This is a genomic window from Thioalkalivibrio sp. XN279 (assembly GCF_011089885.1).
Taxonomy (GTDB): domain Bacteria; phylum Pseudomonadota; class Gammaproteobacteria; order Steroidobacterales; family XN24; genus XN24.
The window spans coordinates 190,137-213,101 of sequence record NZ_JAANBD010000028.1; the positions used below are offsets into that span (position 1 = coordinate 190,137).

The 22,965-nt window shown below is 69.1% G+C and carries 16 protein-coding genes and 2 tRNA genes; 14 read left to right on the forward strand and 4 right to left on the reverse strand.

Features of this window, described 5'->3' with window-relative positions:
• Nucleotides 1-27: 27 nt before the first annotated feature.
• The 5 genes from G8346_RS10540 to G8346_RS10560 all read left to right on the forward strand — a co-directional run bounded on the left by G8346_RS10540 (nucleotide 28) and on the right by G8346_RS10560 (nucleotide 7,092).
• A tRNA-Glu gene (locus tag G8346_RS10540) sits at nucleotides 28-103 on the forward strand.
• 116 nt (nucleotides 104-219) lie between these two features.
• Nucleotides 220-978, forward strand: coding sequence for a TVP38/TMEM64 family protein (locus G8346_RS10545; RefSeq protein WP_166051001.1), 759 nt, complete (start codon nucleotides 220-222; stop codon nucleotides 976-978).
• On the forward strand, nucleotides 975-3,326 hold the full coding sequence (locus tag G8346_RS10550; RefSeq protein ID WP_206202697.1) for a hypothetical protein: 2,352 nt from the start codon (nucleotides 975-977) through the stop codon (nucleotides 3,324-3,326). The genes G8346_RS10545 and G8346_RS10550 overlap by 4 nt, the downstream gene beginning before the upstream one ends.
• On the forward strand, nucleotides 3,323-4,609 hold the full coding sequence (locus G8346_RS10555; protein ID WP_166051003.1) for a glycosyltransferase: 1,287 nt from the start codon (nucleotides 3,323-3,325) through the stop codon (nucleotides 4,607-4,609). Before G8346_RS10550 ends, G8346_RS10555 begins: the two co-directional genes overlap by 4 nt.
• 29 nt (nucleotides 4,610-4,638) lie before the next feature.
• On the forward strand, nucleotides 4,639-7,092 hold the full coding sequence (locus G8346_RS10560; protein WP_166051005.1) for an endonuclease/exonuclease/phosphatase family protein: 2,454 nt from the start codon (nucleotides 4,639-4,641) through the stop codon (nucleotides 7,090-7,092).
• 4 nt (nucleotides 7,093-7,096) lie between these two features.
• Here the strand turns inward: G8346_RS10560 and G8346_RS10565 are convergent, their stop codons facing one another.
• A complete protein-coding gene (locus G8346_RS10565) occupies nucleotides 7,097-7,798 on the reverse strand; it encodes a VIT family protein (protein ID WP_166051007.1) in 702 nt (233 codons plus the stop codon).
• A 309-nt stretch (nucleotides 7,799-8,107) separates the two neighbouring features.
• Here G8346_RS10565 and G8346_RS10570 point away from each other — a divergent pair, with 309 nt between their 5' ends.
• The gene (locus G8346_RS10570; protein ID WP_166051009.1) at nucleotides 8,108-10,198 is read left to right on the forward strand and encodes a marine proteobacterial sortase target protein; all 2,091 of its coding nucleotides are present in this window, start codon (nucleotides 8,108-8,110) and stop codon (nucleotides 10,196-10,198) included.
• A complete protein-coding gene (locus G8346_RS10575; RefSeq protein ID WP_166051011.1) occupies nucleotides 10,195-10,815 on the forward strand; it encodes a class GN sortase in 621 nt (206 codons plus the stop codon). Before G8346_RS10570 ends, G8346_RS10575 begins: the two co-directional genes overlap by 4 nt.
• A 51-nt stretch (nucleotides 10,816-10,866) precedes the next feature.
• On the opposite strand, the gene G8346_RS10580 is transcribed toward G8346_RS10575, so the two are convergent.
• Nucleotides 10,867-14,136 (reverse strand): EAL domain-containing protein, encoded by a 3,270-nt coding sequence (locus tag G8346_RS10580; protein ID WP_166051013.1) that lies wholly within the window; start codon nucleotides 14,134-14,136, stop codon nucleotides 10,867-10,869.
• A gap of 120 nt (nucleotides 14,137-14,256) precedes the next feature.
• Between G8346_RS10580 and G8346_RS10585 the strand changes: the two genes are divergently transcribed.
• Together G8346_RS10585 and G8346_RS10590 are read left to right on the forward strand one after the other, a co-directional pair.
• Complete coding sequence (locus tag G8346_RS10585) at nucleotides 14,257-16,152, forward strand: YdgA family protein (protein ID WP_166051015.1); 1,896 nt, start codon at nucleotides 14,257-14,259, stop codon at nucleotides 16,150-16,152.
• A gap of 147 nt (nucleotides 16,153-16,299) precedes the next feature.
• Nucleotides 16,300-16,374 (forward strand) — tRNA-Val (locus G8346_RS10590).
• Nucleotides 16,375-16,432: 58 nt separating this feature from the next.
• Here G8346_RS10590 and G8346_RS10595 read toward each other — a convergent pair.
• A complete protein-coding gene (locus G8346_RS10595; RefSeq protein ID WP_166051017.1) occupies nucleotides 16,433-17,569 on the reverse strand; it encodes a cadherin-like domain-containing protein in 1,137 nt (378 codons plus the stop codon).
• 259 nt (nucleotides 17,570-17,828) lie between these two features.
• Nucleotides 17,829-18,233, reverse strand: a complete 405-nt coding sequence (locus G8346_RS10600) for a DUF4332 domain-containing protein (RefSeq protein ID WP_166051019.1) — start codon at nucleotides 18,231-18,233, stop codon at nucleotides 17,829-17,831.
• 108 nt (nucleotides 18,234-18,341) lie between these two features.
• Here G8346_RS10600 and G8346_RS10605 point away from each other — a divergent pair, with 108 nt between their 5' ends.
• The 5 genes from G8346_RS10605 (at nucleotide 18,342) to G8346_RS10625 (ending at nucleotide 22,961) form a co-directional block, all read left to right on the forward strand.
• A complete protein-coding gene (locus tag G8346_RS10605; RefSeq protein ID WP_166051021.1) occupies nucleotides 18,342-19,496 on the forward strand; it encodes a mechanosensitive ion channel family protein in 1,155 nt (384 codons plus the stop codon).
• A gap of 97 nt (nucleotides 19,497-19,593) precedes the next feature.
• On the forward strand, nucleotides 19,594-19,941 hold the full coding sequence (locus tag G8346_RS10610) for a hypothetical protein (protein WP_166051023.1): 348 nt from the start codon (nucleotides 19,594-19,596) through the stop codon (nucleotides 19,939-19,941).
• Nucleotides 19,934-20,758 carry a hypothetical protein gene (locus G8346_RS10615; RefSeq protein ID WP_166051025.1) on the forward strand — a complete coding sequence of 275 codons (825 nt, stop codon included), beginning with the start codon at nucleotides 19,934-19,936 and terminating at the stop codon, nucleotides 20,756-20,758. The genes G8346_RS10610 and G8346_RS10615 overlap by 8 nt, the downstream gene beginning before the upstream one ends.
• Nucleotides 20,749-22,596 (forward strand): V-type ATP synthase subunit I, encoded by a 1,848-nt coding sequence (locus tag G8346_RS10620; RefSeq protein ID WP_166051027.1) that lies wholly within the window; start codon nucleotides 20,749-20,751, stop codon nucleotides 22,594-22,596. Before G8346_RS10615 ends, G8346_RS10620 begins: the two co-directional genes overlap by 10 nt.
• On the forward strand, nucleotides 22,593-22,961 hold the full coding sequence (locus G8346_RS10625; protein WP_240901433.1) for an ATP synthase subunit C: 369 nt from the start codon (nucleotides 22,593-22,595) through the stop codon (nucleotides 22,959-22,961). Before G8346_RS10620 ends, G8346_RS10625 begins: the two co-directional genes overlap by 4 nt.
• Nucleotides 22,962-22,965: the final 4 nt, after the last annotated feature.

Sequence of the window (22,965 nt, forward strand, 5' to 3'; positions counted from 1 at the left end):
GATCACCAGCGGCCCGTCCGCAACTGCGTCCCCTTCGTCTAGAGGCCTAGGACACCGCCCTTTCACGGCGGCGACAGGGGTTCGAATCCCCTAGGGGACGCCATCTTTTCCACCCCCTGGCCAGCGTTTTCCGCAGCGGCTGCTAACCTGAGGGGGTAGGAACAACCCAAGGGAATCCGCCCCGCCGGTCGTCACCACCGTGACCGGCAGCGGGCAAGAATGAGCCAACTACCCGACGAAACTCTTTTCCGCCGGCTGCGACGGTCCCCCGTCGTGGGCATCGTCGCCGCCGTCCTGTTCGTCGCCTTGCTGCTCGGGCTGCTGGTGCGTAGCGGCGGCCACGAGCACATTCTCGACCTGTTGCACTGGGTGGAGAGGCAGGGCCTGTGGGCGCCGCTGTTCTTCATCCTGATCATGGCGGCCACGGTGGTGCTGGTGCTGCCCGGCCTGCCGCTGACCGCAGGCGCGGGTTTCGTGTTCGGCGTGGTCGCCGGCTCGATCTACGTGGTGCTGGGCACCACCCTGGGCGCAGTGCTCTCCTTCGTCATCGCACGCTACTTTTTCGGTACCCGCGCCCGTCGCTACATGCTGTCGCACAAGCGGCTGCGCGCCGTGGGCGAGGAGATGACCCCGCACGGCGGGAAGATCGTGCTGCTCACGCGGCTGATCCCCTTTTTCCCCAGCAAGCTGGCCAACTACTTTTTCGGCCTGACGCCCGTGTACCTGCGCGACTACACGCTCGGCTCGCTGGTCGGCTTCATCCCCTTCTCGGTCCACAACGTCTACCTGGGCTCGATCGCCGCGGACCTCTCCACCATGACGGTGCGCGATCTCGGCCGCACGCCGCTGCAGTGGGCGCTCTACGGCGGCGGCTTCGTCGTCACCGTCATCACCGTGGTCTGGCTCAACCGCCTGGCGCAGCGCGCGCTCAGGCCCTACATGCACGAGGAGAACGGCAGCAAGGAGACGCAGCCATGAGCTGGATGAAATGGCTGCCCTGGCGCTTCATCATCCGGCGCGTCGCGCGCCGCCAGGGCTTCATCGACCCGATTGCGCTGCTGGCGCGCTTGCACAGCTTCGCCCAGCCCTCCGAGGTGGGCGAGCCCATCGAGCTGCTGCGCGCCGGCGTGGTGTTCCACGCCCGCGGGCTGATCAACAGTCGCGTAATCCAGCACAACCTGGACTGGGTGTGGCCGTACTGGATCGAGCGCCAGTTCAATCCACGCGACGTCTCTTTCATCCCGCGCGCTTTCTCCATCACCCACGTGAACCTGAGCCATCGCAACTGGACGGCCGTCGGCCTGCCCGATTGCGACGAGTTGCCCATCGTGGACCCGCGCGGGCTGCTCACGCCGTTCCTCGACGGCTGGTCGCTGGACGGCTGGCTGCTGGCCGAGGACGGACGCTGCCTGCTGCCCTCGCGCCAGACCGTCTGCACGCAACGCCAGTTGCTGGACGACGGCGTGCGCATCGACACCGAGACCACCTCCGAAGGCCTGTCGCTGGCAAGCAGCGCCTGGGTGGCGCTGGAGGACGGCCAGCCCGTCTGCAAGCTGCGCCTGCGCGGACGGGCCGACACCGCCGGGCACCTGGTGCTGGCGCTGCGGCCGCAGAACCCGGAAGGCGTGAGCTTCATCCATGCCTTGCAGCTCAACGAGCGGCGCGACGGCTGGCGCATCGACGACGAGCGCAGCGTGACTTTCGACCGGCCCGTCGCCCGCCACCACGTCTCCGACTACCGCCACGGCGACGTCTACATCCACCTGCAGGACCGCGAGGACCAGTCGGCCGGCCGCTGCGATGTCGGCATGGTCACGGCCGCTGCGATGTTCCCGCTCCAGGCCGGCGAGGATGGCGAGCTGACGGCCAGCATCCCGCTGGGGACGCTGCCTGCGCCGCGAGACGCGCGTGACACGCACGACTGGGCGGCGGTGCGGCGCGATCGCTGCCGGCTGGAATGCCCCGAGCCCCGCTACCGCGCCCTGTACGACGCGGCGCTCACCTCGCTGGTGCTGCACTCGCCCGAGGACGTCTACCCCGGGCCTTACACCTACAAGCGCTTCTGGTTCCGCGACGCCGCCTTCATCATCCACGCCCTCTTGTGCGCGGGCTACACCGAGCGCGCCGAGCGCGCGCTGGCGCAGTTCCATGGCCGGCAGACCGCGCTGGGCTATTTCCGCTCCCAGGAAGGCGAGTGGGACGCCAACGGCGAGGTGCTGTGGATCTTCAAGCGATTCAGCGACCTGGCCGGGCGCGCACCGGCGAAGGAATGGCACGAGCCGATCCGCCGCGGCGCGCGCTGGATCATGCGCAAGCGCCTGGACGATGCGCTGGACGCGCCGCATGCCGGGCTGCTGCCGGCCGGTTTCAGCGCCGAGCACCTGGGCCCGAACGACTACTACTACTGGGACGACTTCTGGGGCGTCGCCGGCCTGGAGGCCGCCGCAGCGATGCTGGCCGACAGCGACCCCGAGCCGAGTGCCGATTTCGCGGCGGCCGGCCAGGACTTCATGGCCGCCATCGAGCGCAGCCTGGCCCGCGACGCGCAACGGCTGCGCCGCCCGGCCATGCCCGCCTCGCCCTACCGGCGCATGGACGCGGGCGCGATCGGCTCGCTGGCGATCGGCTACCCGGCGCAGCTGTGCCCGCCCGACGACCCGCGGCTGCTGGACACCGTCGAGTTCCTGCTCGAGCGCTGCTTCGTCAACGGCGCCTTCTACCAGGACATGATTCATTCCGGGCTCAACGCCTACCTGACGCTGCACGTCGCCCAGGTGCTGCTGCGCGCCGGCGACCCGCGCTACCTGGCGCTGATGGACACGGTGGCGGCGCTGGCCTCGCCCACCGGCCAGTGGCCCGAGGCCATCCACCCGCAGACGGGCGGCGGCTGCATGGGCGACGGCCACCATGTCTGGGCCGCCGCGGAATGGGTGCTGATGCTGCGCAACTGCTTCTTGCGCGAGGAAGGCGAGCGGCTGGTGCTGTGCGCCGGCGTGCCGGCGCGCTGGCTGGATGACGGCGGGCCGATCCGCTTCGGCCCGGCGCCGACCACCTTCGGGACGGTCTCGGTCGAGGTCCTGCCGGAGGGCGGCGGGCGGGCGCGTGTGCGCTGGCAGGCCGACTGGCATGCCGACCACCAGGCCGAGGGCCAGGCTGAGGGCCAGGCCGGCTCCCCGCCCGGCGCCCAAGGCGTTCAGGGGACTGCGCCGCCGATCGACATCGAGCTGCCCGGCTTCAAGCCCGCGCGTGCGGCGCCAGGTGCGAATTTCGTCGTCCTCGAAGCAGAGGACACGGGCGGCGAAACGAGCGAGGACACCGGGCCATGAACATCCTGCTGGTGACCAACACCTACACCCCGCACGTGGGCGGCGTGGCGCGTTCGGTGGAAGCCTTTGCCGGCGAGTACCGCAGGCGCGGCCACCAGGTGCTGGTGGTGGCGCCCGAGTTTCCCGACATGCCCGCGGACGAGACCGGCGTGCTGCGCGTCCCCGCGATCCAGGAATTCAACGCCAGCGACTTCTCGGTGGTGCTGCCCACGCACCCGCCGCTGACCGCGGCCCTCGACGCCTTCGGCCCGGACATCGTGCACTCCCAGCACCCCTTCCTGCTCGGCTCGACCGCGGTGCGCATCGCGCGCTACCGCGGGTTGCCGCTGGTGTTCACGCACCACACGCTCTATGAGCAATACACCCACTACGTGCCCGGCGACTCGCCCGCGCTGAAGCGCTTCACCGTCGAGCTGGCGACGCGCTACGCCAACCTCTGCGACCAGGTGTTCGCGCCCAGCCAGAGCATCCGCGACCTGCTCCGCGAGCGCGGCGTCAGGACGCCGATCGAGGTGGTGCCCACCGGGGTGCACATCGAACGCTTCGCGCAAGGCGACGGCGCGACTGTCCGTGCGCAGGCCGGCATCCCGGCGGACGCGCTCGTGGTCGGCCACCTGGGCCGGCTGGCGCCGGAAAAGAACCTGGCCCTCCTCGCGGAGGCCGTGGCCCAGTTCATCGCTGCAGAGCCGAAGGCGCATTTCCTGGTGGTCGGCAGCGGGCCGTCGGCAGACGAGATGCGCGCGATTTTCGCAACGGCCGGCGTCGAGGCGCGGTTGCACTTCGCCGGCACGCTGCAGGGCCAGGCGCTGGCCGATGCGCTGCATGCCATGGACCTGTTCGCCTTTGCCTCGAAGAGCGAGACCCAGGGCATGGTGCTGACGGAAGCGATGGCCGCGGGCCTGCCGGTGATCGCGCTGGATGCCGCCGGTGTGCGCGAGGTGGTGAGCGACTGCGAGAACGGCCGGCTGCTGCGCGAGGAGACGCCTGAGGCTTTTACCGCTGCGCTGCGCTGGGCCGCCGCGCTCGACGACGACGCATCCGCGGCGCTCAGGCAATCCGCGCTGGAAACAGCCGCGGCCTACTCCATGGAACAATCCGCCACCACGGCGCTGGAATGCTACCGCGCCGTGCGCGTCCGCTCGGCGGACGAATTCGAGCCGGCGCAAAACCTCTGGGAGGAGATCCTGGGCGCGCTGCGCACCGAGTGGTCCTTGTTCATGAACCTGGCCGGCGCCAGCGACGCCGCGCTCGGCGGCGAACGCGACCCGGGCGAGCCGCGCTGATGCGGCTGGCAAAGCGGGCGGACTGAGCCATGGTCGGCAACATCGAAATCATGCTGCGGCGCTGGCGCCGTGCGATCAGCCGCAGCGCGTTGTTGTCTCGGCTGCTGCGCCTGCCGGTTTCGGAGGGGCCCGCCACCCGGCCGGGACTGGTGATGATCCAGGTCGACGGCCTGTCGCGGACCCAGTTCGAGCGTGCGCTCGACAGCGGGGAATTGCCCTTTCTTCGGCGGCTGATGCAGCGCGAGCACTACCGGCTGCACAGCCACTACTCGGGCCTGCCCTCCACCACCCCCGCCGTGCAGGGCGAACTGTTCTATGGCGTGAAGGCCGTGGTGCCGGCCTTCTCCTTTCGCGACCACCAGACCGGCCACGTGGTGCGCATGTACGACGCCGAGACGGCCGCGCGCGTGGAGGGGCGGCTGGCTTCTGCAGCCGAGCGTGCAGGGCTGGGCGAGCCGCTGCTCAAGGACGGCAGCGCCTATGCGGACAACTACCACGGCGGCGCCGACGAGACCCACTTCTGCGCCGCCTCCATCGGCTGGGGCCCCGCGCTGCGCGCCGCCAACCCCTTCGTGCTGCTCGCCTTCCTCATCGCCAACCTCTACAGCTTCTTCCGCGTGGGCGTGCTCGTGCTGCTCGAGCTGGGGCTGGCCGTGGCCGACTTCTTCCGCGGCCTGCGCGGCGGCCAGGACTTCATCAAGGAGTTGAAGTTCGTGCCCACGCGCGCGGGCATCTCCATCCTGCTGCGCGAGTTCTGCGTCATCGGCGGCAAGATCGACATCAGCCGCGGCCTGCCGGTGATCCACATGAACTTCCTCGGCTACGACGAGCAGTCCCACCGCCGCGGCCCGGGCTCGCTGTTCGCCCACTGGACGCTCAAGGGCATCGACGACGCAGTCGCGCGGCTGTGGCGCGCGGCCAGCCGTTCCGAGCTGCGCCACTACGAGGTGTGGATCTATTCCGATCACGGCCAGGTGGACACGCAGCCCTACGCGTCGCTGACGGGCTACCCGCTCGAGAACGCAGTGGAAGCGGCCTTCCAGAAGCTGGGCCGGGAGGGATTGAAAGTGGCGTCCGTCGACGGCAGCGGCATCCAGACGCAGCGCATCCGGCTCCTCGGCGGCCACAAGACCCAGAAACTCTTCGCCCGCCAGCAGGCGGCAATTGACCGGGCCGAGGAACAGGCTGCAGAGCACCCGGCAGTCGCCGCGCTGGGCCCTGTGGGGCACATCTATTTTCCGCGCCAGCTGTCGCGCGCGGACCGCGCCTTTGTGGCGCGCGAACTGGTGGCGCAGCACCAGGTGCCGGCGGCGCTCGCGGCGCGCGAGCCGGGCGTGGTGCGTGTCTTCACGGCCGAGGGTGAATACCAGCTGCCACAGGACCGCGAGAAATTGCTGGGTGCTTCGCATCCCTTCCTGGACGCGGCCGGCGAGGACCTGGTCGCGTTGTGCGAGCATGCCGACGCCGGCGACCTGGTGCTGCTGGGCTGGCGTGCCGGCGTGCGCCCCATCACCTTCGCCGAGGAGAACGGCGCGCACGCCGGTGCACACCCGGACGAGACCCGTGGCTTCGCGCTGCTGCCGGGCGATGCGCCGCTGGCGGATGAAGCAGGCCGGGCCGCAGGCCAGCCCGGGTTCCTGCGTCCCGGCGACCTGCGCACGGCGGCGCTGCGTGAACTGGGCCGGGCGGACCAGCGGGTGCGGAGCATACCGCGACGGGCGCCTGCTGCAGCCGGCACGCTGCGAGTCATGACCTACAACGTGCACAGTTGCGTGGGCATGGACGGCAAGCTGGACCCCGAGCGCATCGCGCGCGTGATCGCGCGGGCGCGGCCCGACGTGGTGGCGCTGCAGGAACTGGACGTGGGCCGACAACGCACCGGCAGCATGGACCAGGCCCAGCTCATCGCGCACCACCTGGAGATGGAGTTCCATTTCCACCCGGCGATGCACCTCGAGGAAGAGCGTTATGGCGACGCCGTGCTGACGCACCTGCCGATGCGATTGGTGAAGGCCGGCGCGCTACCCGGACTGGACGACAAGCCGCGGCTGGAACCGCGCGGCGCGCTGTGGGTGGCCGTCGAGGCGCACGGCCAGGAAGTGCAGGTCATCAACACCCACCTCGGCCTGCTGCGCCGCGAGCGGCTGGCGCAGGTCGAGACGCTGCTGGGAGACCAGTGGCTGGGTGACGCCCGTTGCCGCCCGCCGGTGGTCTTCTGCGGCGACCTGAACGCCGTGCCCACGTCGCGGGTCTGCCGACGGCTTGGCGAGCACTTCGAGGACGCCCAGGTCGTGGCGCGCGCGCACCGCCCGCGCAGCACTTATGCCAGCCGCGCGCCGGGCCTGCGCATCGACCATGTCTATGTCACACCGGGCACCGAGGTGCGCGCCGTCGAGGTGCCCGACTCGGAGCTGGCACGCGTGGCCTCCGACCACCTGCCGCTGGTGGTCGAGCTTGTGGTGACGCCGCCCGACGGCAGGTGAACGCTCAGACGAAGGCGCCGAAGGCCCGGCCCACGAGTGCGGTGGCGGCCATGGCGAGCGCACCCCACAGGGCAACGCGTCCAGCGCCTTTGAGCAGCCCGGCGCCGCCAGTGTAGGCTGCAACGGCGCCGAGCAGGGCGAGCGCCGCGAGTGACCCGGCCGCTACGCCCGGCACCAGGTATTTTTCCGGGGCGAACCAGGTCACGCCGAGCGGCAGGGCGGCGCCGACGGCAAACGCCGCGGCCGAAGCCAGCGCCGCCTGGATCGGACGGGCCCGATGGACTTCGGTGAGACCGAGCTCATCACGGGCATGCGCACCCACCGGGTCGCGCGCCATCAATTGTTCCGCGACCTGCTTCGCCAGCCCCGCATCGAGGCCGCGCTGCCGGTAGATCCCGGCCAGTTCCTCGTGCTCCTCGTCCGCGTGGGTCTCGTGCTCACACCGCTCGCGCTCGAGATCAGCGCGCTCGGTGTCGGCCTGCGAGCTGACGGAAACGTACTCGCCGGCCGCCATGGACATGGCCCCTGCAACCAATCCCGCGACGCCCGCGATCAGCACTTCGCCACGACCGACGCTTGCCGCGGCAACGCCGATGAGCAGGCTCGCTATCGAGACGATGCCGTCATTGGCGCCCAGCACGGTGGCGCGCATCCAGCCGATCTTCTGGGCGTAGTGGCGCGCCGGATAAGTGGGTTGATTGTTCATGTTGCGAGGCTCAAACCATAGTTCATGGCGCCCGACCTGGGAACGGGCTACGAAACGCACTGGACGATCCACCACGACGCTCCGCCCTGATTCGCCATAATTGCGCCCGCATTCGCCCCGGGCCGCGCCCGCCCCTGCCCTGTTGCCGACGCCTAATCAGCGCATGAACAACCCGCAGGAGCAGGTGCAATGCGATCTTTCCTCGACTCCACGCTTTCCGTTGACACTTTCCCTCCTCCGCCATCCCCTGGTAACCCGCGCGAATCCGTCGGCTGGCCCCAGCGGCTGCTGCGCCTATTCGCGTTGCTCGTGCTGTTGGCACCCGGCGTCGTCTGGTTCCCCGACGACGCAGCTGCCCAGGCAGATCCTGCGCCATGGGAATCCGGAGCCGGCGGGCTGTGGCTGAAGGCCTCGCTCGACGACGAACCGGTCGCGGCACTCAGCGTGGGCACGGAGATCCGTGCCCGGGTCACGGGCAACACCGGCCGCATCGAGGTCACGCAACGCTTCAGCAACCCGCGCGACGAATGGGTGGAGGGGCTGTACGTCTTTCCGCTGCCGGCGGACGCCGCCGTGGACCAGATGGAAATGCAGGTCAGCGATCGCGTCATTCGTGGCGAGATCCAGCCGCGCGAGGAAGCACGCCGCACTTACGAGGCGGCGCGGGACTCCGGGCGGCGCGCCAGCCTGGTCGAGCAGGCTCGGCCGAACATGTTCACCACCTCGGTCGCCAACATCCCGCCCGGCGGAGAGATCACGGTGCGTATCGCGTACCTGACAGTGGTTCCGTGGCGCGACGCGCGCTACGAGCTGAAGCTGCCGATGGCGATCACGCCGCGCTTTGCGCCTGCGGTGGAGGGCGATGCCGGGTGGTCACCCGGGCCCGAGGCCAGCGCCGGGCTGACCTTGCCCGAGCACATCACACCCGAACTGGTGGCACCAGGGCTGCAGACCGCGCGCATAGAAATCGAGCTCAACGCGGGGCTGCCGCTGGCGACGCTGCACAGCCCCAGCCACGCTATCAAAATTGGCACTGGCGACACCGTCGCGGCCGATGCCGGTACCTGGCGGGGCGGCAAGGCTAGCGCCACGACCGGCCGCCGTAGGATCGTCGCAGCGGCGGCACCGATGGACCGCGACTTCGAGCTGCGCTGGACGCCGGTGATCGCGCCCGAGACCCAGGCCGCGATCTACACGGAGGAATTCGGCGGCGAGACCTATGCGCTGCTGATGCTGGCGCCGCCTGACTGGGGACAGTCCGCGACCAGGGGGTACTCCCCGCCGCGGGAGGTGATATTCATCATCGACACGTCGGGCTCCATGGGCGGCCCGCCGATCCAGCAGGCGAAGTCAGCGCTGGCGCTCGCGGTGCAGCAGCTCGGGCCGCAGGATCGCTTCAACATCATCGAGTTCAACAACGAGGCGCGCGCGCTGTCTCGCGCGCCCATGGCGGTCGATAGCGGCACGCGCGCCACGGCGCAGCGCTTCATCGCCCGGCTCGAGGCGAACGGCGGCACCATGATGCACCCGGCGCTGGACATGGCCTTCGACATGCGCGTCACGCCGGGCCTGCTGCGCCAGGTGGTGTTCATCACCGACGGCAGCGTGGGCAACGAGACCGAGGTGCTGGGGCTGGTAGAAGAGCGGCTCGGCGAGGCGCGCCTGTTCACTGTCGGGATCGGCCCCGCGCCGAACGACTGGTTCATGCGCGAGGTCGCCGCGGCCGGCCGCGGCAGTTACACCTTTATCGCCGACGTGGCCGAGGTCGGCCCGCGCATGGGCGAACTGTTCCGCAAGCTCGAACAGCCGGCCTTGGTGGACCTCGAGCTGCACTGGCCCGGCGGCGTGACAGCCGATCTCGCCACACCCCTGCCCCGCGACCTGTATGCCGGCGACCCCGTAGCCCTGGCCGCGCGCTTAACGGGGTCTGACCCCGGAAAGTTATTGACATTGCTTGGGTTTTCCGGCGGTGCGACATGGTCCCGGCAGGCGCCGCTGCAGCAGCTCGAGGGCGAAGCGGGCATCGCGAAGCTCTGGGCGCGGGAGCGCATCGCCGAGCTGTCGCGGCGCAAGCGCCTGGCCGGCGGCGGGGCCACGACCGGCCGGCTGTCGCGCGAGGCACTGGATACCGAGATCGAGGCGCTGGCGATGGGTTACGGCCTCGTGAGCGAGCGCACCAGCCTGGTGGCAGTCGATGTCACCCCGGCCCGCCCCGAAGGTGCCGCCCTGGCTCGTGAGCAGGCGCCCACCACCGCTCCCAACGGCACCGCCTGGGCCCGCACCAGCGCCTTCGCACAGACCGCCACGCCGGCGGCGCTGTTCGGCTGGATCGGCACGGTGCTCCTCGCACTGGCGCTCTTGCTCGCCCGCCCGGCGCGCCCGCAGTGGTTGCATCCATGACGGCCGGCCATCGCAGCCTGCAACGCACTCGACAGCTCGCAGCGATCCTCCTCCTTATCGCTGCCTGCGCCAGTCTGGGCCAGGCGGGCTGGATCCATGCCAAGGCCTGGCTCGCCCAGGCGCTGATCGAAGACGCTTTTTTCCGCGCCGCAACAAACGGGGTCAGACCCCGTTACGAGGCCCCGTCCGGGGCCGGCCCATGGCCGTGGGCCGACACGCGGCCGGTGGCGCGCCTGCACCTGCCGGGAACGGAGCGGCCGCTGGTGGTGCTGGCCGGCCACAGCGGCCGCAACCTCGCCTTCGCGCCCACCCACGACCCGGCCAGCGTCCTGCCGGGCGACATGGGCAACAGCATCATCGCCGCGCACCGCGACACCCACTTCCGCGGCCTGGCCGGCCTCGCTGTGGGCGACCGTATCGCCGTCGAGCGTCTCGACGGCCGCAACATCGTCTTCGCAGTCACCTCGCTGGAAATCGTCGACAGCCGCCGCGCCCGCCTCCTGCTGGATGCGGATGGGCCGCGCCTCACGCTTGTGACCTGTTACCCATTCGACGCCGTGGACCCGAACGGTCCGTGGCGCTACGTGGTCACGGCCGTCCTGCAAGAGCCGTCCTGAGCGCGCAATAGCGCGGCGGCGGTCGCAGCCGATCCTGCCGGGGCGACAGCATCACCCCACGAGATGCAGTCCCCGCAAGGGGCCGCGCGCAGCCTTGCAACCCGCAGCCTGTCCCATCAGGCGCTCGAGTTCATACGCTTCCACCGCCGGGCTGAACAGGAATCCCTGGCCCAGCTCGCAGCCCTCTGCACGCAGCAAGCGCAGCTGGGCATGCGTCTCGATCCCTTCCGCGATCACCCGCATCCCCAGCGACTGCGCCAGGCGCACGGCGGACACGACTAGCTCGCGGCTGCGCGCATCGGTATCCATGCGCATGATGAAACTGCGATCGATCTTCAGCGCGCTGAAGGGATAGTCGCGCAGGTAGCTCAGCGAGGCATAGCCGGTGCCGAAGTCGTCCATGGCAATGCCGACGCCGGCGGCCTGAAGGGTTTCCAGGGTCTCATGCACGTTCTCGATGCCCGACAGCAACACGCTTTCGGTGATCTCGATATCCAGTGCCCGACCGGGCACACCTTCGGCATCGAGCATGGCGATCACCGACTCGGCAAACCCCGGCGCACGAAACTGGTACGGGGAAACATTGATCGCGACCCTGAAGCCCGGGTCCAAATACTCGCGCCAATGCCGCGCCATGGCGAGAGACTCGCGCAGCACGAACGCGCCCAGCGCATGGATCTGGCCGCTCAACTCCGCGACCCCGATGAACTCGTCCGGGCTGACGCGACCCAGCAGGGGATGCGACCAGCGCAACAAGGCCTCTGCGCCCACAATCCGGTCCTGAGCAAGATCCATGATCGGCTGGTAATGAAGCGCGATCTCGCCGCGCTCGAGCGCACCGCGCATCGCTTCCTCGACGGCGTGCTGGCGCTCGACCACCTGGTTCATTTCATGTGTGAAGAACTCGAACGCGTCGCCACCGTGTCGCTTGGCGTGATACATCGCCGTATCGGCACTGCGCATCAGAGACTCGACCGTGACACCGTCGCTCGGCGAGACGGCGATGCCGATGCTGGAGGTCATGTGGAACTGCCGTCCGGAGACCGCGAACGGCTCGCGAAGCACTGCCAGGACCTTCTCGGCGACCGCCAGCACCGCCTGCACGTCATCGAAGTCTTCCATGATGACGATGAACTCGTCGCCGCTTATCCGCGCCACCGTGTCGTCTTCGCGCAGCACGCGGCGCAGGCGCGTTGCGGCCTCCACCAGCACGCGATCCCCGGCGTCGTGGCCGAGCGTGTCGTTGACCCGCTTGAACTCGTCCAGGTCCATGAAAAATACCGCCAGCCGGCCATGATGGCGTTCTGAGCGCTGGAGCGCGTGTTGCAGCCGGTCCGCCGCCAGCAAGCGGTTCGGCAGGCCGGTAAGCGTATCGAAGTGCGCCAGTTCGTAAAGCTCCTGCTCCACCTCGTGACGTGCCGAGACGTCCTGCATGAACCCGCGCAACTTCACCACGCGCCCGTTGCGCCACACCGTCTCCGCGTGCGCCTTGACCCAGAGGATACGGCCGTCGTCCGGCCGCCGCAGGCGGTGTTCGACCGCGAACCGGGCGCCGCTCTCGCGCGCGTCACGGAAGGCGCGTACCAGCTGTTTCCAGTCCTGTTCCGGGAACAAGGCGCGCAGTTGCTCTATGCCGAGCGGACCGCGAGGGCAGCCGCTGACATGGCTCCACTGCTCTGAGACGACCAGCTGCCGTTCCTCGACCAGCCACTCCCAGCTCCCCATGCCGGCCAGCGCCTCGGCGGAGGCGCGCATGGCCTCGCTCTCGCGCAGGGCTTCGTCGGCCCGGGTGCGCGCCAGCGCTTCGCCGAGCAGGTCGCCCAGCATCTGCATCAGGGAGCGCTCCTCTTCCGACCAGTGCCGCTTTTCGCGCACCGCATCGCAACCCACGAGCCCGATGAGCTCTCCGTTGGAGAAAATGGGCACCGAGATCAGGGAAAGAATATCCTGCATGGCGCAGATCGACTTCTCCGCAGCCCAGGACTCGTCCAGCGCTTGCACGTCCGACAACACAACATGCCGCCGCTGCTTGAGTTCGGCGATGATGTTGGGCGCCGTGGTTGAGGACACCAAGCCGAGGCTGTCGATCTGGGGCTCGATCCCCGGCGCGACCCATTCATGCGTGTTTCGGTAGTGCGCGAGGTCCGGCGTGAACTGGATCACGTAGGCGCGATCGACACCGCACCAGCTGCCGATCTGCGCCAGCATGTCCTCCAGGGCCTCATCGATGTCGACGCGGCTGGAGCGGATGAACTTGCGCGACAGCTCGACCATCAGCTGTTGCAGGCCGCAGACGTACTTCAGGGCCTGGTCGTTCTGCTTCATCTCCGTGATGTCGAGCATCACGCCCACGATCTTGTACGGCTTGTCGTCCCGCATGAGGATGCTCACCATGTCGCGCAGCCAAACCGTCCGGCCATCGGCGGCGATCATGCGGTAATCGAATACATGGCCCTCGCCGCGCGCCGTGGATGCCGCGCAGTAGTCGGGCGCCCAGGCGCGGTCCTCGGGATGCATGTACCGGGTCCAGAACCCGGGGTCACCAATCCAGGCCTCGCGGGGGTAGCCCAGCAGGCTCTCGACTTCCGGGCTGACGTAGGTGAAAGACCAGTCGCCTGGCTCAGCCTCCCAGATGATGGCCCGCGTCGATTCCACCAGGGAGCGATAACGCTGCTCCTGGGCGCGAAAATAATCCGCCTGGGTACGCTGCGCGAGCCGGTCGGAGATCATGCGCGCGTGCTGCCGTGACAACTGCATGCTGGTCAGCAGCATGGCGATGCCGAAGACGGTCGCCATGAAAGCCGATTGCAAGGCGAACTCGGAATCCAGCGTCGCGAGTCGCAGGATGGTCGGCGTCAGGGTCGCCAGCACAAGGAGACAAGCCGGTTGCCAGCGCACAGCCAGGTTGACGACCCCGCCGGCCACCACGCCAGCGACGACCAGGAGCAGCACCAGTTGCTTCCCGGGCACATCGGCCGGGAATATCAGCCACGGCGCGCTGCCGAAAACCAGCCCCGCCCCGACCACCAGCAGGTCGAAAGCGGCTGCCCACCTGGTCGCGGCGGCATGGTTCTTGCCGCTTTCCTTAAAGCGCGCTTTCAGGGCCAGGCGCAGTCCCGTGATTAGCAGGAATGCCGCAATCCAGCCGGCGATCACCGCCGGTGGATTGAAAGGCGCGTACACCCACGCCAGTACCGCGACCGCCACGCCGCCGCTCAACACCACGCCTTTCAACCGCTGGCAAAGCATGCGGTTCTGCTCCAGGAGCATTTCTGTGCGCTGGTTGTACGGCGCGCGGATGGTGGCCGACAGGTCGTGCAATTGGGGGTCCCTCTCCGGGTGCGCGCGTCGCAATCCCATCGCTTGTCGGCAGGCAGGGAGCAAACTTGAGGGAGCTGCGGCGAGAACTTGCGTGTTCGTCGTATCATGCCCGCCATGAAAATGAACAAGCCGCTTCTCGTCTTCGCCCTGGTCCTGCTGGCCGGTTACTTCCTCGCCACGTTCCTGGTCGGCCAGCGCGCCGAGCGGGAGATCAACGCGCTCGGCGCAGCGCTCCAGGCCCAGGACGACATCCGCGTGACGCAGTTCGAGTACCAGCGCGGCTTCTTCGGCGGCACGCTGGCGTACGACCTGTCATGGGAACCGCAGGAGGCCGCGGCCGTGCTCGAGGCGCTGCGCGAGGCCGGCGCCCTCTCCGAGGACAGCCTCAGGGTCCGCGGCGACATGCATGTGCGCCACGGGCCGTGGATCGGCGGCGGCTTCGGCGTGGCGGCGGCAGACACGTCCGTCGCCCTGCCCGACGAGCTGCGCGCGGCGTTACCCCAGTACCCGGGCGAGTCACCCATGCTGCGCGTGGCGGGGCGCATCACGTTCGCCGGCATGCTGGCGGCCGACGTCCGCGCCGTGGATTACGACGGCCGCATCACCCCGGCCGAGCTCGGCGGCAGCGCGCGGCTCGAGCTGAAAGGCCTGCAGGCCAAGCTCCGCGTCACGCCCCAGCTCGATCGCGGCGCGGTGGAGCTCCGCATGGAGCGCGGCATGGTCGGGATCAGCGAGGGCGCCGAGTCCTTCGAGCTGAGCGTGGACGGCGTGTACCTCGACGCCGACGGCGAGGAGGCGCGCCCGCGCCTCTGGCTCGGCACGAGCGGCGGCGGATTCGGCCGGGTGGCGGTCACGATGGCGGAAGGCGCATTCGTCATGAACGAGGCGCGCGTCGCCGGCAACACTTGGATGGAGGACGAGCGCGTCCACTCGACCAGCACGCTGACCTTTGGCGAGGCGACGCTGGCCGGCCAGTCGCTGCGCGGCGGCGAATTCCTGGTGGCGGTGCGCAACCTGGACGCGGCGGCGCTGGAAGAGCTGGCGCGGCTGTCGGAAGAGTTTGCGCGGGCGGCGGAAACGCCGGACGAGCGGGAGGCCGAAGCGGCCATGGAACGCTTCGTGACACAGTTCGAGCGCCTGCTTGCCGGCGGGCCGAGCTTCGCCATCGAGCGCATGAGCCTGGCGCTGCAGGCGCCGGACGACGTCACGGGGCGCTTCGAGTTGCGCGTCGAGGGCGCCACGGAACTGTCGGCCGAATCCATGGATGCGCTGGCGCGCGCACTGCGCGGCGAAGTCGAGTTCCGGCTGCGGCTGGACGCCATGCGCTACGTGACGCGGCTGGTTGCGGCCGGCCAGCTCGGCGAGGACGCGGCGGCGGCGGAGATCGACCGGGCTGCTGCGGCGCTGTACGACCAGGCGCTGCAGAACCTGCGCGGGCTGCCTTTCGTGGTCATCGGGGAGGAAGACGTCTCGGTCGCGGCCGAACTGAGCGACGGGGTGCTCTCCGCGGGTGGGGCCGAGGTGATGAACGTCGAGTCCATTCTGGCCGGCATGCTGCGCGGCCTCGTGGAGGCCGGCGAGCCCGGGGCGATGATGGGCGCGGGCGAAATGAACGCCGAGGCTGAACCCCTGTACGGCCGAATCGCGCTGGAGTTCGATTTCGTGCCCGACCCCTATGCCATCGACGTGCTGGCGGGCGGCGCCGACGACCTGGAGACGCTGGTCGGCGAAGGGTGCGTCGGGCTGGTGAACGGGGCGCGGCCCGACCTGGTGCTCAGCTACGCGGCCGGGCCGAACCCGCTCTACATCTACGCCAGCTCGGAGTTCGACACCACGCTGGCGGTGCTGGACCCGAACGGGCAATGGCACTGCAACGACGACGCCCTCGACCGCGGGCTCGATCCCGGCATCGAGTTCGTCGACCCGGCGGCAGGCGACTATGCCATCTGGGTGGGCACCATGGAGGCCGCCATGGTCGAAGCCGTGCTCAGCATCTCCGAGTTCGGCATGCTCTAACGGGGTCTGACCCCCGTAAGGACTTGAATCAACTAGCTGGGCACGCAAACTGACGGAAATCAGTTTGGCCCCGCCGCCGAATGACCTGCGTCAAGCGCCTGAATTGACTGCACCCCGCCGGGCCCACTAGAATTCCGCGCCTTGTCCGGGCGATTAGCTCAGCGGGAGAGCGCTCCCTTCACACGGGAGAGGTCACTGGTTCAATCCCAGTATCGCCCACCAGCTCAAAGAAAAACGGCAGCCTCAGGGCTGCCGTTTTTCGTCGGGCCTGCGGGCCGGGTCAGCGCTTCGCTTCGTGGCGCCAGATGAGGTAATCCTCAGCCCTCTCCGCGCTCACGGCGAACTCGATCGTATCGTTGGCCGCATCCGTGTCCTTGAGATAAGCGAGCCCGGAAAAGGTCAGGCCGTTACGCGCCGCCAGGAGTCCCGTGCAGCTGTCCACGTCGAACGTGACGCGGTAGGTGTTGTAGCTCGCGTCGATCACCTCCACTGCGCCATTCGCCACGCAGCTCGTGGCAGACGACTGGTAGAACAGCTGGCCGGTCGCATCGATCGCGAGGCTGTCGTCGGCGGTCGTGTAGGCCCCTGCGATGGTGGCCAGGGACGAGGGACGCTCGTACAGGTCATCGTAGGCGAAACTGAAGGTGCCAGTGAACGTATCGCCCTGGTCGCCGACGGTCGTGAAATCACCCGCCAGGCTGACCCGCTCGCTCACCGTGCCATCGAGTTCCGTCAAGCCGAAGCGGCTGCCGGCCGGCGTGGTCGAACCCAACGGCAATGCCGAGATCGCGTCCGAGGAAGAGAAGCTCGTGCCCGACACCTGGAGGGTGCCAAAAATCTGCTGCCCCTGGTCGTTGTCCAGCCAGCGGAACTCGCCGGTCTCGGCGACGATACCGGAGAAACTGAGCGCGCCCCCAGCACTGGAGACGAACTGGCCCGTCCAGATGCCGCCCACGGACGCATCCGGGGGTGGTGGCGGCGGCGGCGGGGGCGGTGGGGGTGGCGGCGCCACCTCGTTGACGGTGATGGTGACAGTCGCGGTGTCCGCGGCCTCGCCGTCGCTGATCGCGTAGCGGAACGTATCGGTGCCGAAGAAGCCCGCTGCCGGGGTATAGGTCCAACTCGTGGCGGAGGACGGCTGGAGCACACCGTTGGCAGGCTGTGAGACGCCGGTCACCGAAAGGGTATCACCATCCGCATCGCTGTCGTTCGCGAGCAACGCGGCCACCGTGATGGTCAGGGACTGGTCCTCGTCTGTCTCGAAAGCGTCGTCGCTCGCGACCGGAGCCGTGTTGGCCGGCGGCGGCGGGGGCGGCGGGGTGACGGAACCACCGTCGTCGCCACCACCGCTGCTGCCGCCGCCGCAGCCCGCCAGCGTGAGATACAACGCCCCGAGCAGAAGCACGCGATTGTTCATGAGATCACCTTCCTGGCGCATGGCAGCCGGTACCGCCCAGCCGCTCCCGTACATGACTTAAGGGGAAAACCGTCCCTTATATGACTTAAAAAGAATACAAAGGTGCCGGGCAAAATAATGTGACCGAGATCACTCCGAACACGCCTTAAACGGGACACTCGTCGGGAACACAAACAAACAGGCAGCCCGGAGGCTGCCTGCGCGCTGTTCAGGGTTGCGGTGGCGCCCGAGACCCGGGCGCCCTCCCCTTGGAACGGGCTCAGTAATGCACCGCCCGCGGCAGCTCCTTGGCCTGGGCGACCCACTTGGCGACGGCGGCCTCGGTCGGCAGCGCCCGCACCAGCTTCTTCGCCTCGTTGATCTCGACCATCTTCTTGTAAAGGTTGTCGGCACGACGCTGCGCCAGCTCCTTCACGGTGTCGACCCCGGCGTGCTCCAGCAGGTCGGCGTATTCCTCGCCCACGCCCTTGATGCGGGCGAGGTCGGCACGGTTCACCCAGCCGAGGATCTGCTTGGTGCTGAGGCCGCACTTCTCGGCGAGGTCCTTGCGACCCTTGGGGGTGGCGCCGGCTTCCAGCAGCTTGGCCTGGTTCTTGACGCCTGCTTCTTCGAGCTTGGCGGCGCAGACCGGACCGATACCTTCGATTTCCCTGAGCTTGGCCATGTTTTCGACTCCGTTATTCGGGTTGCTGTGTCGGATTTTGGAAAACCAGTGCCAATAGTAGCCAAATCCAGTGCCCTTCGCCCGATTTGCTAGACTCTGCACGCGCTCATGCAGGAAACATCCAACATTCTCAGCACGTTCTGGGACAGCACCCGCCCCTGGGCCGAAGGCCTGGCGGTGCTCGCCGTCGGCGCGGTGGCCGGCCTGCTGGCGGTGTTCGTCGCGCGCCTCGCGTTGAAGCTCTTCCTCGCCCGCCAGCATCCGGTGTTCGCGGAGTCGGTGCGTCGGCGCTGGATGGGCGTGCTGGCGTGGTTCCTGCCGCTGCTCGGCGTCTATCTCGCCCTCCCCGCCGCCGACCGGGCCGCCGAGTCGCCCTGGCTGCACGCGGCACTGGTCAGCGTGCTGATTTTCGGCGTCGGCCTGCTGGTGGTCCGCCTGGCGCAGGTGCTGGAGGACGTGCTCGGGAAACGGCTGCAAATGGACGTGGCCGACAACCTGCGCGCACGCAAATTCCACACCCAGTTCCGCATCCTGCGCCAGGTCCTGACGCTCATCATCTGGCTGCTCACCGCCAGCGCCATCCTGCTGCAGTTCGACGGCTTCCGGCAGTTCGGCCAGGGCCTGCTGGCCTCTGCCGGCATCGCTAGCCTGGTGATCGGCTTTGCTGCCCAGAAAACACTGGGCAACCTCATCGCCGGCTTCCAGATCGCCATCACCCAGCCGATCCGGCTCGACGACGTGGTGGTGGTGGAGAACGAGTGGGGGCGCATCGAGGAAATCACCCTCACTTACGTGGTGGTGAAGATCTGGGACGAGCGGCGCCTGGTGCTGCCGATCAGCTATTTCCTCGAAAACCCCTTCACCAACTGGACCCGGCGCAGCGCCGAGATCCTCGGCACGGTGTTCCTGCACGTCGATTACACGGTGCCGATCGACGGGCTGCGCAAGGAGCTGGAGCGCCTGGTCAAGCACCACGACGACTGGGACGGCCGGGTGGTCGAGATCGTGGCCTTCGAGGCGCGGCCGACCACGCTGGAGCTGCGCGCCCTGGTCAGTTCACGTGACTCCGGCGCCGCCTGGCGCCTGCGCTGCCACGTGCGCGAAGGGCTGGTGACCTGGCTGCAGCGCGAGCATCCCGATGCCCTGCCCCGCTTCCGCATCACGGACACGCTCACCCCCGTCCCCGAGTCCGAGTCCGAGTCCGGGTCCGGGTCCGGGTCCGGGTCCGGGTCCGGGTCCGAGTCCGCCCCCAAAGCCGAGTAGCTTTCCCCCTGCGGTAGTTCCGTATTCAGTCCTGCTGCGCTGCGGTCATACTAGTCAGTGGCGTCTACCCACACCCACAAGGAAAGGGGGACCGGGCATGTCTGAGCGCACCCGCCCGACCAGTTCCGACGCCGCCGCCGCGATCGACGAGGTACTTCTCGCGGAGTCGGCAGCACGGCAAGCCATGGAGGCGTGCCGCCAGGAGGCCGAGAGTATTCTCGAGGCCGCCCGGGAGGATGCGCGCCGCATCACCCGTATCGCCAACCAGCGCGTCACGCGACTGCACAACCACTGCGACGGCCTGGTGCGCGAGCGCATTGACGCGATCCGGGCGTCGGCAGGCGAGGAAGCCGTCCGCACCGAGCTGAATGCCGCCGATCGGGAGATGCTCAGGCAGGCGGTGGGACGCCTCGCTGCACGACTCACCCGGCCGGCCGATGGCTGAGGACGCGCGCCTCGCTTACCTGCAGGCCCGCCTGCAGGCCCGTCACGGCGACCGCCCGTCGGCCGACGACTGGCGCGTGGCTGAAGCCAGCGCCGACCTGTCGCATTTCCTCGAGGCCGTGCGCCGCACCGCACTGAAGCGCTGGATCGGCGACGTCAACCCGGACATGGCACCGGACGCGATCGAGCGCTACTTCCGCGCCGCCTGGCGTGGGGCCGTGGACGAAGTCGCGGACTGGTCGCCCGAAGACTGGCGCGACGCCGTCGCCTGGCTGTGCTGGCTGCCGGACCTGCCCGCCGTCGAGCACCTGCTGCGCGGCCTCAAGATCCCGCCGTGGATGCGCGAGGATCCGGTACTGAAAGAGGTCGCCTTCGAGGATCCGCAGCGGCGCCTTGAAGCCTTCAGCGAACAACCGCTGGCACCCCTGCTGGAGGGCAATCCGGAGGGCGATCCGGAGGACGCCACCCTCGACACACCCCCCGACCCCGACGCACCACGCGTCGCGGCGCGCTGGGTCGCGGAGTGGCGCCGCCGCCTGCCGCGCGGCGCCCGGGCCCATCGCGATGAACTGGCCGCCCTGCTGGAGCAGGTGCAGGCGCATCTCGAGGCCATGCGCACCAGCGCGGAGCCCGACGGCCGCGCGCTGCGCAACACCCTGTCCGCCTCCCTCGCGCGCCGCTTCCGCAAGGGCGCCGGGACCGTCACGGCGTTGTTCTCGCACCTCCTGCTCGACGGGCTCGAGCTGGAGCGCGTGCGCGCCGGCGTCATGGCACGCCGGCTGCTGCCGGAGCGCCCGGAGGGTCGCACATGGGCATGAGGCCGCAGGCCGCGCGCTGGTTCGAGCTGCTCACCCCGCGCGAGGAGCTGACCAAGGCACTGGAATGCCTGGCCGAGACACGCGCGGTCGAGCTGCAGACCCACAGCCAGCCGGAACACGCGCTGGAGCTGCCCGGCCTGCCGCAGGCGCTGGACGAGTTCGGCGAGCTGAACCGCCGCTACGGCACCTGGTGGCCGGAGGGCGTGGTGCCGCCGATCGAGGATGCGCTGGAGCCGGTCAGCGCCATGCACGATGCGCTCGAGCGGCTGCGCGCCTGGGCGCACGATGCCGAGCCCCTGATCGCGGAAGGCGAGCGTCTCGAGATCGAGTCACGCCAGCTGGCCGAGCTGCTCGAGGCGCTGGCCGCACCCGGCGCCACCCTGCCCGACCTGCATCGCCTCGCCGAAGCCGGGCCGGTACTGGGCGCGCGTTTCTATCGCCTGCCGCCCAAGGCCATGCCGCGCGCGCTGCCGCCGTCAGTCATCACCGAATCCTTCCTCGGCGCCGATGAGGCGCCGCACCTGCTCGCGGTCGGCCCGCTGGCGCAGCTCGAGGCACTGGACCGCCAGATGCAGGCGCTCAAGGCGCGCCGCGTGCACCTGCCCGAATGGCTGCCCGGCGACCCGGTCGCCGCGCGCGAGGCCGTCGAGGCGCGTCGCGCCAAGGTGCTGGAACTGCGCGACGAAGTGCGCAAGGCGCTCGAGGCGCTGGACGAAAAGCACCAGCTCAGGAACGCCATCGGCACCATGGCGCTGATGGAGTGGTTCGCCGGGCATGCGCCGAGCCTGCCGGTCACCGATCACTTCGCCTGGGTCACGGGCTGGACCAGCGACCTCGACGGCCACGAGATCAACCAGGCGCTGGACCACGGCAAGGTGCAGCACCTGCTGCGCTACAAGGAACCGCCCGAGGGCATCGCCTGCCCGGTGGTGATGCACAACCCGCGCTGGGTGAAACCCTTCGAGCTGTTCCCCTCGCTGCTCGGCACGCCGAGCTCCACCGAGGCCGACCCGAGCCGCATCGTCGCGCTGGTCGCGCCGCTGATGTTCGGCTTCATGTTCGGCGATATCGGCCAGGGCGCGGTGCTGCTCGCGCTCGGCCTGTGGCTGCGCAAGCGCGTCCCGATCTTCAGCATCCTGGTGCCCTACGGCGCCTCGTCGATCGTGTTCGGGTTCCTGTTCGGCAGCATCTTCTCCAACGAGCACCTGCTGCCCGCGCTGTGGATGCATCCCATCGAGCACCCGCAGGAAATGATGGTGATCGCGCTGGTGTTCGGCGTGTGCATCCTCACCCTCGGCCTGCTGCTCGACGCGCTGGGCGCCTTCTGGCGCCGCCTGTTCGGCTACTGGCTGGCGACGCGCGCCGGCATCCTCATCGCCTACCTCGGCATCGTCACGTCCTTCCTCAACCCCGAACTGCTGCTGTTCACCTGGGTCGGCTTCACCTGGTTCGTGCTCGGCACCGCGCTGACCTCGCACCACAACAAGCTGCTGGAGATCCCCAAGGCGCTCGGCGAGCTGGTCGAGACGATGCTGCAGTTGCTGGTGAACACCGTCTCCTTCGTGCGCGTGGGCGCCTTCGCGCTGGCGCACGCCGGCCTGTCCGCCGCCATCATGGGCATGGCGGACGCCACCGGCGGCGGTATCGGCTGGCTCTTGGTGATGATCCTCGGCAATGCGCTGGTGATCGCGCTCGAGGGGCTGATCGTCGGCATCCAGACCACGCGCCTGCTGCTGTTCGAATTCTTCATCCGTTTCCTTACCGCCGAGGGCCGCCAGCTCAAGCCGCTGACCGGTCCAGGCACCGCCATCCGACCGACCGGAAGGAGTTCCTCATGAAACTCGGGATGTATCTCGTCATGGCCATGACGGCCATCGTTGTGGGCCTGGTGGCCACCGCCACCTACCTCTTCGTCACCTCCGGCATGGCCGGCGCGCAGGAAGCCGGCGCAGCGGGCATGGTCATCGATCCCGAGATCATGACCTGGGGCTTCATCTCCGCCGCCGCCTCGGCCGGCCTCTCCGCCGCCGCGGCCGGTTATGCCGTGGCGCAGGTGGGCAGCGCCGCCGTCGGCGCCCTGGCCGAGAAGCCCGAGCTGATGGGCCGCGTGCTGGTCATGGTCGGCCTCGCCGAGGGCGTCGCCATTTACGGCCTCATCGTCGCCATCCTCATCCTGGGCAAGATCCCGGGGCTGGCAGGCTGACGGC

Bases quoted from the DNA above. Each gene is read 5' to 3' on its own strand.
- G8346_RS10595 (WP_166051017.1), bottom strand. From the start codon at position 17,569: ATGAACAATCGCGTGCTTCTGCTCGGGGCGTTGTATCTCACGCTGGCG.
- G8346_RS10575 (WP_166051011.1), top strand. From the start codon at position 10,195: ATGACGGCCGGCCATCGCAGCCTGCAACGCACTCGACAGCTCGCAGCG.
- G8346_RS10605 (WP_166051021.1), top strand. From the start codon at position 18,342: ATGCAGGAAACATCCAACATTCTCAGCACGTTCTGGGACAGCACCCGC.
- G8346_RS10600 (WP_166051019.1), bottom strand. From the start codon at position 18,233: ATGGCCAAGCTCAGGGAAATCGAAGGTATCGGTCCGGTCTGCGCCGCC.
- G8346_RS10615 (WP_166051025.1), top strand. From the start codon at position 19,934: ATGGCTGAGGACGCGCGCCTCGCTTACCTGCAGGCCCGCCTGCAGGCC.
- G8346_RS10545 (WP_166051001.1), top strand. From the start codon at position 220: ATGAGCCAACTACCCGACGAAACTCTTTTCCGCCGGCTGCGACGGTCC.
- G8346_RS10625 (WP_240901433.1), top strand. From the start codon at position 22,593: ATGAAACTCGGGATGTATCTCGTCATGGCCATGACGGCCATCGTTGTG.
- G8346_RS10610 (WP_166051023.1), top strand. From the start codon at position 19,594: ATGTCTGAGCGCACCCGCCCGACCAGTTCCGACGCCGCCGCCGCGATC.
- G8346_RS10620 (WP_166051027.1), top strand. From the start codon at position 20,749: ATGGGCATGAGGCCGCAGGCCGCGCGCTGGTTCGAGCTGCTCACCCCG.
- G8346_RS10555 (WP_166051003.1), top strand. From the start codon at position 3,323: ATGAACATCCTGCTGGTGACCAACACCTACACCCCGCACGTGGGCGGC.
- G8346_RS10585 (WP_166051015.1), top strand. From the start codon at position 14,257: ATGAACAAGCCGCTTCTCGTCTTCGCCCTGGTCCTGCTGGCCGGTTAC.
- G8346_RS10550 (WP_206202697.1), top strand. From the start codon at position 975: ATGAGCTGGATGAAATGGCTGCCCTGGCGCTTCATCATCCGGCGCGTC.
- G8346_RS10565 (WP_166051007.1), bottom strand. From the start codon at position 7,798: ATGAACAATCAACCCACTTATCCGGCGCGCCACTACGCCCAGAAGATC.
- G8346_RS10560 (WP_166051005.1), top strand. From the start codon at position 4,639: ATGGTCGGCAACATCGAAATCATGCTGCGGCGCTGGCGCCGTGCGATC.